The 12,788-nt window shown below is 71.3% G+C and carries 14 protein-coding genes; 9 read left to right on the top strand and 5 right to left on the bottom strand.

All coding sequences use genetic code 11. The features are described 5' to 3' along the window. Positions 1-3: 3 nt before the first annotated feature. Complete coding sequence (locus VIL67_RS05590) at positions 4-1,212, bottom strand: hypothetical protein (RefSeq protein WP_332047846.1); 1,209 nt, start codon at positions 1,210-1,212, stop codon at positions 4-6. Positions 1,213-1,451: 239 nt separating this feature from the next. Between VIL67_RS05590 and VIL67_RS05585 the strand changes: the two genes are divergently transcribed. Continuing rightward, positions 1,452-1,640: a hypothetical protein gene (locus VIL67_RS05585; RefSeq protein WP_332047845.1), complete on the top strand. Its 189-nt coding sequence runs from the start codon at positions 1,452-1,454 to the stop codon at positions 1,638-1,640. A gap of 70 nt (positions 1,641-1,710) precedes the next feature. On the opposite strand, the gene VIL67_RS05580 is transcribed toward VIL67_RS05585, so the two are convergent. Further along, positions 1,711-3,081 carry a M28 family peptidase gene (locus VIL67_RS05580; protein ID WP_332047844.1) on the bottom strand — a complete coding sequence of 457 codons (1,371 nt, stop codon included), beginning with the start codon at positions 3,079-3,081 and terminating at the stop codon, positions 1,711-1,713. A gap of 105 nt (positions 3,082-3,186) precedes the next feature. On the opposite strand from VIL67_RS05580, the gene VIL67_RS05575 reads away from it, so the two are divergent. Then, positions 3,187-3,411 (top strand): hypothetical protein, encoded by a 225-nt coding sequence (locus VIL67_RS05575; protein ID WP_332047843.1) that lies wholly within the window; start codon positions 3,187-3,189, stop codon positions 3,409-3,411. Positions 3,412-3,442: 31 nt separating this feature from the next. On the opposite strand, the gene VIL67_RS05570 is transcribed toward VIL67_RS05575, so the two are convergent. Together VIL67_RS05570 and VIL67_RS05565 are read right to left on the bottom strand one after the other, a co-directional pair. Then, positions 3,443-3,934 (bottom strand): flavodoxin family protein, encoded by a 492-nt coding sequence (locus VIL67_RS05570; protein ID WP_332047842.1) that lies wholly within the window; start codon positions 3,932-3,934, stop codon positions 3,443-3,445. Between the two features lie 150 nt (positions 3,935-4,084). Next, positions 4,085-4,444 (bottom strand): TonB C-terminal domain-containing protein, encoded by a 360-nt coding sequence (locus VIL67_RS05565; protein ID WP_332047841.1) that lies wholly within the window; start codon positions 4,442-4,444, stop codon positions 4,085-4,087. A 125-nt stretch (positions 4,445-4,569) separates the two neighbouring features. Between VIL67_RS05565 and gcvA the strand changes: the two genes are divergently transcribed. The 3 genes from gcvA (at position 4,570) to VIL67_RS05550 (ending at position 6,959) form a co-directional block, all read left to right on the top strand. Continuing rightward, on the top strand, positions 4,570-5,472 hold the full coding sequence (gcvA, locus tag VIL67_RS05560) for a transcriptional regulator GcvA (RefSeq protein ID WP_332047996.1): 903 nt from the start codon (positions 4,570-4,572) through the stop codon (positions 5,470-5,472). Between the two features lie 133 nt (positions 5,473-5,605). After that, positions 5,606-6,484, top strand: a complete 879-nt coding sequence (locus tag VIL67_RS05555; protein WP_332047840.1) for a 3-hydroxybutyryl-CoA dehydrogenase — start codon at positions 5,606-5,608, stop codon at positions 6,482-6,484. Between the two features lie 61 nt (positions 6,485-6,545). Further along, positions 6,546-6,959 carry an endonuclease domain-containing protein gene (locus VIL67_RS05550; protein ID WP_332047839.1) on the top strand — a complete coding sequence of 138 codons (414 nt, stop codon included), beginning with the start codon at positions 6,546-6,548 and terminating at the stop codon, positions 6,957-6,959. A gap of 194 nt (positions 6,960-7,153) precedes the next feature. Here the strand turns inward: VIL67_RS05550 and VIL67_RS05545 are convergent, their stop codons facing one another. Further along, positions 7,154-8,650: a flavin-containing monooxygenase gene (locus VIL67_RS05545; protein WP_332047838.1), complete on the bottom strand. Its 1,497-nt coding sequence runs from the start codon at positions 8,648-8,650 to the stop codon at positions 7,154-7,156. 161 nt (positions 8,651-8,811) lie between these two features. Here VIL67_RS05545 and tipF point away from each other — a divergent pair, with 161 nt between their 5' ends. The 4 genes from tipF to VIL67_RS05525 all read left to right on the top strand — a co-directional run bounded on the left by tipF (position 8,812) and on the right by VIL67_RS05525 (position 12,601). Next, on the top strand, positions 8,812-10,116 hold the full coding sequence (gene tipF, locus VIL67_RS05540; protein ID WP_332047837.1) for a flagella assembly cyclic-di-GMP phosphodiesterase TipF: 1,305 nt from the start codon (positions 8,812-8,814) through the stop codon (positions 10,114-10,116). Between the two features lie 207 nt (positions 10,117-10,323). Then, complete coding sequence (locus VIL67_RS05535; RefSeq protein ID WP_332047836.1) at positions 10,324-11,193, top strand: TIGR01459 family HAD-type hydrolase; 870 nt, start codon at positions 10,324-10,326, stop codon at positions 11,191-11,193. A 47-nt stretch (positions 11,194-11,240) separates the two neighbouring features. Beyond that, positions 11,241-11,663 carry a MaoC family dehydratase gene (locus VIL67_RS05530; protein WP_332047835.1) on the top strand — a complete coding sequence of 141 codons (423 nt, stop codon included), beginning with the start codon at positions 11,241-11,243 and terminating at the stop codon, positions 11,661-11,663. Then, positions 11,660-12,601, top strand: coding sequence for a bifunctional riboflavin kinase/FAD synthetase (locus VIL67_RS05525; RefSeq protein WP_332047834.1), 942 nt, complete (start codon positions 11,660-11,662; stop codon positions 12,599-12,601). The genes VIL67_RS05530 and VIL67_RS05525 overlap by 4 nt, the downstream gene beginning before the upstream one ends. Positions 12,602-12,788 lie beyond the last annotated feature (187 nt).

Raw genomic sequence — 12,788 nt, 5'->3', positions numbered from 1 at the left:
GGGCTAGTCGCGCCCCTTGCCCTTGCCGCCGCCGTGGTCGCCACCCTTGTCGCCACCGCCGTGGCCGCCGCCGCCGTGGCCCTTGCCGGGGCCGCCGCCGTGACCGCCATGACCGCCGGGGCCGCCGCCGCCGCGGTCCTCCGCCTTCCAGCCGCCGCCGCGCCCGCGGCCGTCGGGGCCGCGATCGGGGGCGAACGCCCGGTTCTCCGCCACGGCCATGGGCCGCGCCTCGCGCCCGGGCTGGCGCTCGGCGTCGTGACCGCGCCCGCGGCCACGGTGGTCGTCGCGCCCGTGGCGATCCTCGAAGCGCGGGGCGGGGGCTGGCGGCCCGTGCGCCACACGAAGCTCGCGCCGCTCCTCGCCCACCGCCCGGCGGAAGGCCTTCTCGTCAGCCTTGGCGAGCTTGCGGTCGAGCTTGGCGAGCGCCTTTTCCCGGCGATGGAGCTCGGGCTCGAAGGCGCGCAGCTCGCGCCCGCCGGTGGAGATCCGGTACGCGCGCCAGGGCTCGACCCGGTCGGCCGCCGCCATCCACGGCTCCCAGGACGACCGCAGCACCGGGTAGCGGTCCTCCCAGCGGTCGTACCAGACCGGGTCGGACGCCAGCGCGTAGCGGGGCTCGGCGTAATAGACGCGGTGCAGGTCATACCCGCGGGTCAGGTAGCTGCCGGCGATACCGGCCATACCGTAGAGCTGATCGGCCCCCAGGAGCGCGCCGGCGGCGTTGAACACCGCCGACAGCACGCCATCGTCGCCGTAAGCGTAGCCATAGTGCGGGTCGCGCACGAAGTAGGGGTAAGCCTCGCCGGGCTCGTAGTAGTAGAAGCGGTAGCCGTCATCGAGCGGCTCGGCGAACATCAGCTCATCCCCGGCCGTCTCCCAGGCCCAGGGCTCCTCGTCCCCGTAGCGGAAGCCGTAGTCCGGCGGCGCCTGCCAGGCGACGCGGTCATAGGCGTAGGCCCGCTCCGCCAGAGCATAGCCGTCGTAGGCCTCGCTGACGGGGACGACGCGGACCGGCTCGGCCGGGTCCAGCGGCCCAAGGTCATAGGGGTAGCCGCCGCCCAGGGGCTGGGCGGCGTAAGCGGGACCGGGGTCCGGCTCGCCGCGGGCCAGGAGCGGGCGGTTGTCGACGCGACAGCCGGCCAGGCCGAGCGCGAGCGCGCTGGCGGCGATCAGCAGGGCGGGGCGGCGGAGATCTCGGGAAGCAGCAGGCATGGTCCAGTCCAGTCTGCGCGCCTCGCGGCGCGGCCATGTCCCTCTGGGTCCCCCGGCGCCGTCGGACGCCGCGGACCAGAACCCGCGAAGCCCGGATCGGGTTGCGCGAGCCGCGACGCTGCCCGCCGTTGTGTTCGCCGCCGGTCTGTGCGCAGGCTCCCGGAGCCGCCGCTCTTCACCTGGCCTGTGGCGGCCCGAGAGACAAGTCGCGCTCCCGCCCGTCACCTGCGGAGTTGCGCGTGCCCCGAGTCCTCACCCGATGCCCGGAGACCGGCCAGGTCGTCCCCACCCGCCTGAGCATGGACGCCGGCACCTTCCGGCTGATCCGGCTGTCCCGCCAGCGCTACCACTGCCCAGCCTGCAAGACCGAGCACCTCTGGGAGCACGAGGACGCCTGGGTCGAGACGGAGGTGGGCGCGCGCGAGTAGCGGCTCCCGCGCGAGCAACGACCCTAAGCCAGCTTGGGCCCCGGCTTTCGCCGGGGTGAGCGGATTTTTTCTATCGCGCCGCTGGCGCCGGCGCCTCGCGGGCCCACCGGCCGGGGGCGCCCGGGAACACCACCGGGCTTTCGTGCCCGTCGCGGCCCACGGCGCTGACGCCGAAGAACCAGTCGTCGATATTGACCCCGGTCAGCTTCGCCTCGCCAGTGGGCGGCACGACGCGGCTGTAGCGCCACGTCGGGTCGGTCGTGCCGCGCCACCAGACGCGATAGGCGGCCGCGTCGGGCGCGGGCGTCCACTTCACCGTGGTGTCGGCGGTGACCGCGCCCGAGATGTCGACGCCGGTGGGCGGCGCAGGGGCGGCGGCCAGCGCCGCCAGGCCCAGGATGTTCAGCCGGGTCACCTGCGCGAGGTAGGGGAAGTCCACCCCGTCCAGGGTGTCGCCGTAGCGGATCTCCTTCTCCGTGCGCAGGTCCTGGTGCTGGCGGTTGTAGTTCTCGGTCGCCTCGGTCACGCGGACCGCGGGATAGCCCGCCTCCAGCATGCGGACCTGGTCGCCGCCGCGGCCGAAGCGGTCGGTGCGGTAGACCATCACAACGTCGAAGTTGGTCAGGTAGCGGTCGGCAAGGCCGTCCAGGTAGCGGGCGACCTGACGCGAGGGGCTGTCCACCTCGCCGCCGTTGTAGCGCCGGCGGTTCGCCTCCTCCGGCGTCTCGATGGCGCGGGTGCCCTCCGAGAAGACCCGCACGTGGGTGTTGTCGCGCACCCCGCCGACGCCCTCGGTGTTGCCGACGATGTCGTTGTTGAGGTTGGCCACCACGCGCCAGCCCTGCTGGGCGGCGTAGTCGGCCAGGATCTTGCCGCCGTGCAGCCCCTGCTCCTCGCCCGACAGCGCGGCGTAGACGATGGTGGCCGCGAACCTGTGCTTCGACAGCACGCGGGCGGCTTCGAGCACGGCGGCCACGCCCGAGGCGTCGTCGTTCGCGCCAGGCGCGTCCGACTTGAAGTCCATGACGTCGGTGACGCGGGAATCCAGGTGGCCGGAGATGATCACCACCCGGTCCGGATCGGTGGTCCCGCGCTGGATGGCCAGCACGTCCACGATCTCGGTGGGCGTGGGCACCCGCGGCGGCGCGGTCACCACGGCCGAGGGCGTGGCGACGGTGAGGCAGCCTCCGCAGTCCTTCCCGATGCTCGCGAACTCGGCGGCGACCCAGCGGCGGGCGGCGCCGATGCCCCGCTTGTCGGACCTGGTCTCCGACAGAGTGTGGCGGGTGCCGAAGGAGACCATCCGCGCGATGTCGGCCCGCAGGCGCTCGGGCGAGACCTGGGCCGGAAGCTCGCGCAGCAGCGGCGGCTCGGCCGGTAGCGGCTGGGCGGCGGCGCCAGTGGCGACGGTCAGGGCGGCGACGAGCAGGAGAATGCGCATGCCGGCAAACTAGCGCGAATTCCGACGGCCGCCAGAGCTGCGCGACGGCCGCTGCAACCTGGGCCGCCCCGCCGGCATTCCTGCAGAGGTCGAGAGGACGCCGCCATGCTCCACGCCACCGTGCTCTACGCCTTCTACTGCTCGGGGGAGGACGGCGAGCCGGTGGGTTTCCAGGCGCACCAGCTGTCCTCGGACGACCTCGCCCTACAAACGGCCGGCGCCCTGATGCAGCGCACCCCGGACGTGCACCAGATCGCCGTGTGGTCGGGCGCGCGCCCCGTGCTCACCCTCACCCGGCCGGCGTCGCCGCCGTTCTCCATCGGGACCTGAGACGAAGCGCGGCCGCGCGCCGCCTGCCACCCTAGAAGATCCCGAGGGCGAGGCCCGCGGCGAGCGCCTGGCCCAGTTCCGCGCAACGGGCGAGGTCCGCCTCGTCGATCGTTTTCGGGGCCCAGATCGCCGGACCGTCCTGAGCGCCGGTGATCACCACCAGCGGCTCGGCCGCCGGCTTCAGCCGCCAGCCGGTCGCGATGCGGGCGACCTGGCGCACCACGCCCTGGCCGTCCGAGCCGGCGCAGACCAGGAGGGCGTAGGGCCGCCCCGCGATCTGGTCGAGCACGTCGTAGTAGGTGCGATCGAAGAAGGCCTTCATCTCGCCCGAGAGGCTGGCGAGGTTCTCCGGGGCTGCGAACAGGTAGCCGTCGGCGGCCAGCACGTCGGCCGCCTGGGTCGCCTCGGCGGGCAGCAGTCGGGTGGTGACGCCGGGCTCGCCGCCCGCGCCCTTGGCGGCGGCCTCGGCCATCTGCTGCGCGCCGCCGGTGCGGGAATGCCAGACGATCAGCAGGGACTTCATCGGCGGGAGCCTACAGCGGTTCGCTGCGGAATACGGCCGGGCATGAAAAAAGGGGGCGGCTCCAGGACAGCCGCCCCCTCGCCCTCGAGCGGACCGTGCGCGGTGGGGTCGCGCCGGGCCCGCCCCGGACGTGGTGTTCGGGTCGGGGGGTCAGGGCGTGCGCGCCTGGACGATGGGCGGGGCGCCCACGGTCAGCACCACCTCCCGCCCGGAAAGCTCGGGCGGCGTGGGGGCCACCTTCAGCCGGCGCAGCGCCTGCTCGACGGCGCGGTCGGCGGCGAGGTCGCCGCTGGTCTCCACCACCCGGGCGTTCTGCAGCCGGTCGCCGCTCAGCACGCCGCGGACCTTGACCAGCGCGGGAGGGGTGACTCCGGCGTTGGCGAGGCGGGCGTCGGCCTGGGCCGAGACGCTGGCCACATAGGCCTGGGCATAGGCCGCCGGGGCGGCGCGGACGCCTTCCACCCCGAGCAGCAGGGCGCCGACGCCCAAGACGAGAAGCTTGGTCTTCATCGTTCCAGTTCCTTGATTTGGTTCGGTTTGTCTCGGCGCCGTCGAGAATGATTTAGGCCGCGGCCGGTCCTTCCGCGAACGATAGATTTTGCGCTTGGTTGTTACCTGAGCTAACAACCTTGGGCGTGACCCGCCTGCCGCCCTTCTTCGCCCTGCGCGCCCTCGAAGCCGCCGCCCGGCACCGCAGCTACAGCCGCGCCGCCGACGAGCTGTCGGTGACGCACGGCGCGGTGAGCCAGCAGATCCGCAAGCTGGAGGAGGAGCTCGGCGCGCGCCTGTTCGAGCGCCGCGGCAACGCCATGATCCCGACGCCGGAGGCCGAGCGGCTGGCCGCGGAGGTGGGCCGCGGGATCGGCGTGCTGCAGAACGCCGTGGCCGCCTTCGCCGCCGCCGCCGAGCGCGATCCCCTGGTGGTCAGCCTCGACCCGCAGTTCGCCAACCGCTGGCTGCCGAGCCGGCTCTCGCGCCTGCTGGAGGCGCCGGCCGGCAAGAACGTCGAACTGCGGGTGGAGGAGCGGCGGGCGAACTTCGTCACCGACGGCGTGGACGTGGGCGTCCGCTACGGAAGCGGCCAGTGGGACGGCGTGGAAGCGGCGCGGCTGTTCTCCGAGACCCTGTTCCCGGTCTGCAGCCCGGCGGTCGCCGCGCAGCGCCGCTGGTGCTGTCCCGAGGACCTGCTGGAGGCCCCGCTGCTGCACCATGGCCACCGGCCGTGGAGCCTGTGGTTCGGCCAGTTCGGCCTGGAGACCCCGCCGCAGCAGGGCCTGCTGTTCGAGGATTCGGCCATGCTGCTGGAGGCCGCCGCACAGGGGCTGGGCGTCGCGCTAGCCCGCAGCGGCCTGATCGAGCAGGACCTCGCCACCGGCCGGCTGGTGCGGCCCTTCGAGGTCAGCGTGCCCTCAGAGCTCGGCTTTTTCGTCGTCTGGCGGGCGGACAGCCGCAAGCTCCCCCGCATACACGCCCTGCGCGATTGGCTGCTAGCCGAGGCGCAGGGCGCGCAACCCCAGCAGGAGCTGGAGCGGGCTTAGGCGCCACAGTGCACGGCCAAGCTCACGCTGCGCCGCAGCAAAGGCCTTGTCTGCGCCGCAATAGCCGATGTTAATAGCCGCCCCATACCGCGGGTGCGAACGATTGCGCCCGCCACTCGAGGCTCAAGACTCTATGGTTCAGATCAAGACGGTCGGCGTGATCGGCGCCGGCCAGATGGGCTCCGGCATCGCCCACGTCTGCGCGCTCGGCGGCTACGACGTCATGCTGCACGACGTCAGCGGCGACCGCATCAAGGCGGGCGTCAGCGCCATCGAGAAGAACATGACCCGGCAGGTGGCGCGGGGCATCATCACCCCCGAGGCCATGGAAGACGCGCTGAAGCGCATCAAGCCGGCCGACGAGCTGCAGACCATCGGCGGCACGGACCTCGCGATCGAGGCGGCCACCGAGGACGAAGAGGTCAAGAAGACCATCTTCAAGGCGCTGTCGCCGCACCTGGCCAAGGACACCATCCTGGCCTCCAACACCTCCTCGATCTCGATCACCCGGCTGGCCTCGGCCACCGACCGGCCCGAGCGGTTCATCGGCCTGCACTTCATGAACCCGGTGCCGCTGATGAAGCTGGTGGAGATCATCCGCGGCATCGCCACGGGCCCGGACACCTACGAGACAGCGGTGAACTTCGCCAAGTCGCTGGGCAAGACCACCTCCAACGCCGAGGATTTCCCGGCCTTCATCGTCAACCGCATCCTGGTGCCGATGATCAACGAGGCGATCTACACCCTCTACGAGGGCGTGGGCACGGTGGACGCCATCGACACGGCCATGAAGCTGGGCGCGAACCACCCCATGGGGCCGCTGGAGCTCGGCGACTTCATCGGCCTCGACACGGTGCTGTCGATCATGAACGTCCTGCACGAAGGCCTGGCCGACTCCAAGTACCGGCCCTGCCCGCTGCTGGTGAAGTACGTCGAGGCCGGCTGGCTGGGCCGCAAGGCCGGCCGCGGCTTCTACGACTACCGCGGCGAGACGCCCGTCCCGACGCGCTGACGTCCGCCTCCGGGCAGTTGATCGAGAAGGTCGTTCGCGCAATGTTCTGAGAATGGGCATTGTGCGAAACCAGCGCGCGCGGCTCGCGCGCCGACGTGCGCAGCGCCTGAGGCTTGAAGACACCGACGCCGAAGCCCGGCTCTGGAGATCGCTCCGCGACCGCAAGCTCGGCGGCTGGAAGTGGCGGCGGCAAGTTCCTGTCGGCCGCTACATCGCGGACTTCCTCTGCCCGGAAGGCCGCCTGGTTGTGGAACTCGACGGCGCACAGCACGCAGAGCAGCTGGACTACGACCAGCGCCGGACCGTCTACCTGGAGCGGCGGGGACTTCGCGTGCTGCGGTTCTGGAACAGTGAAGCCCTCACCAATACGGATGGCGTCTGCGCGACGATTTTGGACGCGCTTGGCGGAGACCGCCCGGGCTGGGACCCCATCGCCGAGGCCACCGCTCGCCTCTCCCCGCAGGGGAGAGGGTAGGGTGAGGGCCGGCTCGTGCAGAGCGGCCGCACCGGATGCGAGCCCGAGGCCCCTCGAGCTTGCCGCACGAGACACGGAGGACCGAGCTCCGATAGTCCAAGGGCCCTCGGGTTCGCATCCGGTGCGAGCCCGAGCGTACGAGCCGGCCCTCACCCTGCCCTCTCCCACGCCTCCGGCGCGGGAGAGGGGGGCGGTCATTCCGCTGCGAGCTTGGCGGGGGCGGCGGCGGTGCGGGCGGGCGCGGGATTGGAGAACTGCATGGCGCCGTCTTCGAGCTTGGCGTAGCGGAGCAGCATCAGGTCGCGGGCGTAGTTCTGGTGCAGTTTCCAGGGGGCGCGGGCGCCCTGCTTGGGGAACTTGTCCATGGCGCGGAGCACGTAGCCCGAATTGAAGTCGAGCCAAGGCAGGAGCTCCATCTCGCCCTCCGTGTTGCGCGGCGTCGCCTGGCGCATGCCGGTCTTCTTCATGTGGTTCAGCAGGCGGGTGACGTACTCGCACGTCAGGTCGCACTTCAGCGTCCAGGACGCGTTGGTGTAGCCGAAGGCCGACGCCAGGTTCGGCACGCCCTCGTACATCATCCCCTTGTAGGACAGCGTCTTTCCGGGCTCGACCTTGCGGCCGTCGACGGTGAGCTCGAGCCCGTTCATCACCTGCAGGTTCAGGCCGGTGGCCGTGACGATCACGTCGGCGTCCAGGCGCTCGCCGGACTTCAGCCGGATGCCGGTTTCGTCGAAGGTCTCGATGTGGTCGGTCACGACCGAGGCGGTCCCGGCCTTGATCGCCTGAAAGAGGTCGGCGTCGGGCACCAGGCAGACCCGCTGGTCCCAGGGATTGTAGCGCGGCGTGAAGTGCGTCTCGACGTCGTAGTCGGGGCCCAGCTGCTGGCGGACCATGCCGACGATGCGGGCCTTCACCGCCTCGGGCTTGTTGCGCGCGATCCGGTAGAAGTACATGCCGAACAGCACGTTGCGCCAACGGATGATGTCGTAGGCGAGCTTCCCCGGCAGTTTGGAACGGAGCCAGTTGGCCGCCTTGTCCTCGGCCGGCCGGCTGACGACGTAGGTGGGCGAGCGCTGCAGCATGGTCACGTGGGCGGCGGTCTTGGCCATCTCCGGCACCAGGGTGACAGCGGTCGCGCCCGAGCCGATCACCACCACCCTCTTGCCGGCGTAGTCGAGGTCTTCCGGCCACTGCTGCGGATGGACGATGCGGCCGCCGAAGCGCTCCGCGCCGGGGAACTCCGGCATGTAGCCGCCCTCGTACGAATAGTAGCCGCCGCAGAGGAACAGGAAGTTGCAGGTGAAGCGGACGGTCCGCCCCTCGGTCTGCGCCTGCACGGTCCAGAGCGCGTCCTCGGTGGACCAGCTGGCGCTCGTCACCTTGTGGCGGAAGCGGATGTGGCGGTCGACGCCGTGCTCACGGGCGGTCTCGCGCACGTAGTTGAGGATGGAGGGGCCGTCGGCGATCGCCTTGGCCTCCTTCCACGGCTTGAAGGCGTAGCCCAGGGTGTACATGTCGCTGTCGGAGCGGATGCCCGGGTAGCGGAACAGGTCCCAGGTGCCGCCGATGGCGTCGCGGCCCTCGAGGATCACGTAGGAGCGGTCCGGCGCCTCGTTCTGCAGGTGCCAGCCGGCGCCGACGCCGGAGAGGCCCGCACCCACCACAACCACGTCGAAATGCTCGGTCGCCATGTGATCCTCACCCAGACCGCCATCTGCCGCGGCGGTTTACCTGAACAGCGATAACTTATCTCGGCCGGGACAGCCAGCCGCCCGATCCTACTGCGACGGTTAATCCATTCGACACCTGCGGAGAACGCAGCGGATACTTCCGTGTGATTCGGACAGGGACCATGCGGCGGCTCACCCCAGCCCTCCTCGGCGCCAGCTACCTGTGCATCTCGCTGACCGTCGGGCTGTCGCTGTGGCGCAACGGCGGCGGCTGGGGCGCAGGCGTGTCGGCCTTCGTCGCCAGCATCGGCCTGTGCATGGCCCTGCACGGGATCATCGCCCGGCTGATCGAGAACGCCGCCATCCGCGCCGAGATCGACCAGGTGCGCGAGGCCCACAAGATCCTCATCGACCAGGTGGAGCGGCTGGACGCCAAGGTGACCGAGGTCGCCGCTGTCGCCGCCCAGGACCATGACAAGTCCGAGGAGATCGCCGACGAGGTCCACATGCTGGAGGGCCTGGTGGAGCGCCTGCAGCAGCGGCTGGAGGAGCGGCCGGCGGCCGCCGCCGCCTCGCCCGCCGGCGGTTCCTCGAGCCTCGCCGCGCGGCTTGGCCACAACTCGGCGCACCGCAGCACGGGGCTCCTGATGGACACGGTGCGCGAGGCGCTGACCGAGAACCGCGTCGACCTCTACCTGCAGCCGATCGTCGGCCTGCCGCAGCGCAAGACGGTGTTCTACGAGAGCTTCTCGCGCCTGCGCGACGAGACCGGCCGGGTGCTGATGCCGGCCGAATACCTGTCGGTGGCCGAGCCCGGCGGCCTGGTCACCGCCATCGACAACCTGCTGCTGTTCCGCTGCGTGCAGATCGTCCGGCGCCTGGCGGCGAAGGACCGGCGCGTGGGCATCTTCTGCAACATCTCCATGGCCAGCCTGGGCGACGAGGTGTTCTTCCCGCAGTTCATCGACCTGCTGAAGGAGAACCGCGACCTGGCCGACGCCCTGATCTTCGAGATCGGCCAGGCGGCGTTCGACAGCCGCGGCGCCATACAGGCGCGCAACATGGCCAAGCTGGCCGAGCTGGGCTTCCGCTTCAGCCTGGACAAGGTGGTCGACCTCGACCTGGACCTGCAGGACCTCGCCCGCTCGGACGTGAAGTTCATCAAGGTGGGCGCCCAGATGCTGCTGGACGAACTCACCGAGGTGGACGGCCGGCTCGTTCTGCGCAGCCTGCCCGACCTCGCCGCCGAGGACTACGCGGCGCTGAACCGCCGCTACGGCGTCGAGATCATCGCCGAGAAAGTCGAGGGCGAGCGCCAGGTGGTGGACATCCTGGAGCTCGACATCCGCTATGGCCAGGGCCACCTGTTCGGCGAGCCGCGCGCCATCCGCGACGCGGTCCTGGCGGAGGCCACGCCGCCCGCCCCGGCGCTCCGCCCGCAGCTGAGCCACCCGCTGGCCCGGCGGGTGATCGGCGGGCGGTACTAGAGGCTGAGCCTCCTCTCCCGCTTGCGGGAGAGGGTAGGGTGAGGGCCGGCTGGGCCAGCTCCGGATCTGGGACCAAGGGCCCTTGAGCTCCCATCCGGCGCGAGACCGCCGCACGCACCGGCCCTCACCCTACCCTCTCCCACGCCTCCGGCGCGGGAGAGGAGATTGGGCTTCCCGCGGCATCCTCCATGGGTTAGCCCGGCGGCCATGACCGCTCCCCCGACCTATGCCTCCGGGCTTTCCGAGATCGCCGACCGCTACGACGTGATCCTCAGCGATATCTGGGGGGTGATCCACAACGGGCGCGAGGCTTTCCCGGGGGCCGTGGACGCCCTCGGCCGGTTCAACGGCGAGCGGGGGCCGGTGATCCTGATCTCCAATGCGCCGCGCCCGAACGGGCCGGTGGTCGAGCAGCTGGGCGAGCAGTTCGCCGTGCCCCAGGGAACCTTCGCCGAGGTGGTCACCTCGGGCGACGCCACCCGCGTGCTGCTGGCGGAGCGCGCGCCGGGGCCCGCCTGGAAGATCGGCCCGGACCGCGACTGGCCGCTGTACGAGGGCCTGGGGCTGGAGGAGGCGCCGCTCGACGCGGCGAAGTTCATCTCCTGCACCGGACCGTTCGACGACGAGGCCGACACGCCCGAGGACTACCGGGACGACTTCCGCAAGGCGATCGCGCGCGGCCTGGAAATGGTCTGCGCCAACCCGGACATCGTGGTGCAGCGCGGCGACAAGCTGATCTACTGCGGCGGCGCGCTGGCCCAGCTCTACGAGGCGCTAGACGGCCGGGTGCTGATGGCCGGCAAGCCGCACCCGGCGATCTACGACCTGGCGCTGGCCCGCGCCGCCGAGCGGCTGGGGCGGCCGGTGGACCGCAGCCGGGTGCTTTGCATCGGCGACGGCCTGGGCACCGACATCCGCGGCGCCAACGCCCAGAAGCTGGACGTCCTGTTCATCGCCAACGGCATCCACGGCGAGGAGAGCGTGCAGAACGGCCGGCTCCAGCCGAAGGTGGTCGAGCACCTGCTGGCGGTGGAGGGCCTCTCCGCCCGCTGGGCCATGGCCGACCTGGTCTGGTGAGGCGCGGCCTTCCCGGCTAAGGGTTGGCGGTGAACGGGAGCGCGGGCGTGCAGGGTCTCTATCTGGACGAGCTGAGCGTGGGGCAGAGCGCCGAGCTGACCCATGTGGTGGGCGCGGGCGACATCGAGGCCTTCGCCGAGGTCAGCCACGACACCAATCCGGTGCACCTGGACGAGGCCTACGCGAAGACCACCACCTTCGGCGGCCGCATCGCCCACGGCATGCTGGGCGCGGCCTACATTTCCGCGGTGCTCGGCACCAAGCTGCCGGGGCCGGGGGCCATCTACCTGTCGCAGCAGCTGCGCTTCCGCCGGCCGGTGAAGATCGGCGATCCGGTCACCGCGCGGGTGAGCGTCAAGGCGATCGACGAGAAGCGGGCCCACGTCACCCTGGAGACCGTCTGCCAGGTGGACGGCAAGACCGTGATCGACGGCGAGGCCGTGGTCATGGTGGCCCGCCGCGGCGCATGACCCGCGTCCGGGTGATCCGCGGCTGGAAGGACCTGCCGCCGGGCGACAAGGGCGCGGCGGTGGCGATGGGCAGCTTCGACGGCGTGCACCGGGGCCACCAGGAGGTCATCGCGCTCGCCGCCAAGGCGGCCGGCGAACTGGGCTGCCCCACCGGCGTGATCACCTTTGACCCGCACCCGCGCGCCTACTTCCGCCCCGAGGAGCCCGCCTTCCGGCTGATGCGGTTCGACCAGCAGGCCCGGGCGCTGGAGGCGCTGGGCGTGGACACGGTCTACGTCCTGCCGTGGGACGGCGAACTGGCCAACATGACCGACCGCGAGTTCGCCGAGCGCGTGCTGCACGACGGCCTGGGCGCCCGGCACGTGGCCGTCGGCTTCGACAACTCCTTCGGCAAGGGCCGCACCGGCACGCCGCAGACCATGCGGGCCTATGGCGAGGCGCTCGGCTTCGGCGTCTCGGTGGCCGAGCCGGTGGGCGACCACGGCGGCGTGAAGTTCTCCTCCACGGCGATCCGCGAGGCCCTGCGGGACGGCCGCCCGGAGGTCGCCGCCGAGATCCTCGGCCGGCCGTTCGCCATCGAGGGCGTGGTCCAGCGCGGCCGCCAGCTCGGCCGCAAGCTCGGCTTCCCCACCGCCAATGTGGCGCTGAAGGACTACGTGGTGCCGCGGTTCGGCGTCTACGCCACGCGCACCCGGCTGCAGGACGGCCGTCGGCTGCCCGGCGTGGCCAACATCGGCGTGAACCCGACGGTGGAGGGCGTGACCGCGCCCCTGCTGGAGGTCTGGCTGTTCGACTTCGACGAGGACCTCTACGACCAGGTCATCGAGACCGACCTGATCGCCTTCCTGCGACCCGAGGAGAAGTTCGAGAGCCTCGAGGTCATGACCGCCCAGGTGATGCAGGACGCCCGCGACGCCCGGGCGCTGCTGGGGGCATGAGCCTCCTCCTCTCCCACGCCTTCGGCGCAGGAGAGGAGGATCAGCCGCTTCTATCCGCGGCCCACCTCTGTTAGAGCCCTGCCCGATGACCTTGGTCCGGAAGAGCCTGCGAATTAACCGCCCGGCGTGACGCCGCCGGACGAGCTCCAGCGCGCGCCGGGTTCCTCACCCCGCACCTCCAACCTCC

Origin of the sequence: Phenylobacterium sp. (genome assembly GCF_036563385.1) — a bacterium.
Classification (GTDB): Bacteria; Pseudomonadota; Alphaproteobacteria; order Caulobacterales; family Caulobacteraceae; genus Phenylobacterium.
This window is presented reverse-complemented; position numbering and strand designations above follow the sequence as displayed.

Coding starts and splice junctions, on each gene's coding strand:
- VIL67_RS05535 (WP_332047836.1), top strand. CDS start 10,324: ATGACCGCTCCCCCGACCTATGCCTCCGGGCTTTCCGAGATCGCCGAC.
- VIL67_RS05565 (WP_332047841.1), bottom strand. CDS start 4,444: ATGAAGACCAAGCTTCTCGTCTTGGGCGTCGGCGCCCTGCTGCTCGGG.
- VIL67_RS05575 (WP_332047843.1), top strand. CDS start 3,187: ATGCTCCACGCCACCGTGCTCTACGCCTTCTACTGCTCGGGGGAGGAC.
- VIL67_RS05570 (WP_332047842.1), bottom strand. CDS start 3,934: ATGAAGTCCCTGCTGATCGTCTGGCATTCCCGCACCGGCGGCGCGCAG.
- VIL67_RS05590 (WP_332047846.1), bottom strand. CDS start 1,212: ATGCCTGCTGCTTCCCGAGATCTCCGCCGCCCCGCCCTGCTGATCGCC.
- VIL67_RS05555 (WP_332047840.1), top strand. CDS start 5,606: ATGGTTCAGATCAAGACGGTCGGCGTGATCGGCGCCGGCCAGATGGGC.
- VIL67_RS05545 (WP_332047838.1), bottom strand. CDS start 8,650: ATGGCGACCGAGCATTTCGACGTGGTTGTGGTGGGTGCGGGCCTCTCC.
- VIL67_RS05525 (WP_332047834.1), top strand. CDS start 11,660: ATGACCCGCGTCCGGGTGATCCGCGGCTGGAAGGACCTGCCGCCGGGC.
- tipF (WP_332047837.1), top strand. CDS start 8,812: ATGCGGCGGCTCACCCCAGCCCTCCTCGGCGCCAGCTACCTGTGCATC.
- VIL67_RS05580 (WP_332047844.1), bottom strand. CDS start 3,081: ATGCGCATTCTCCTGCTCGTCGCCGCCCTGACCGTCGCCACTGGCGCC.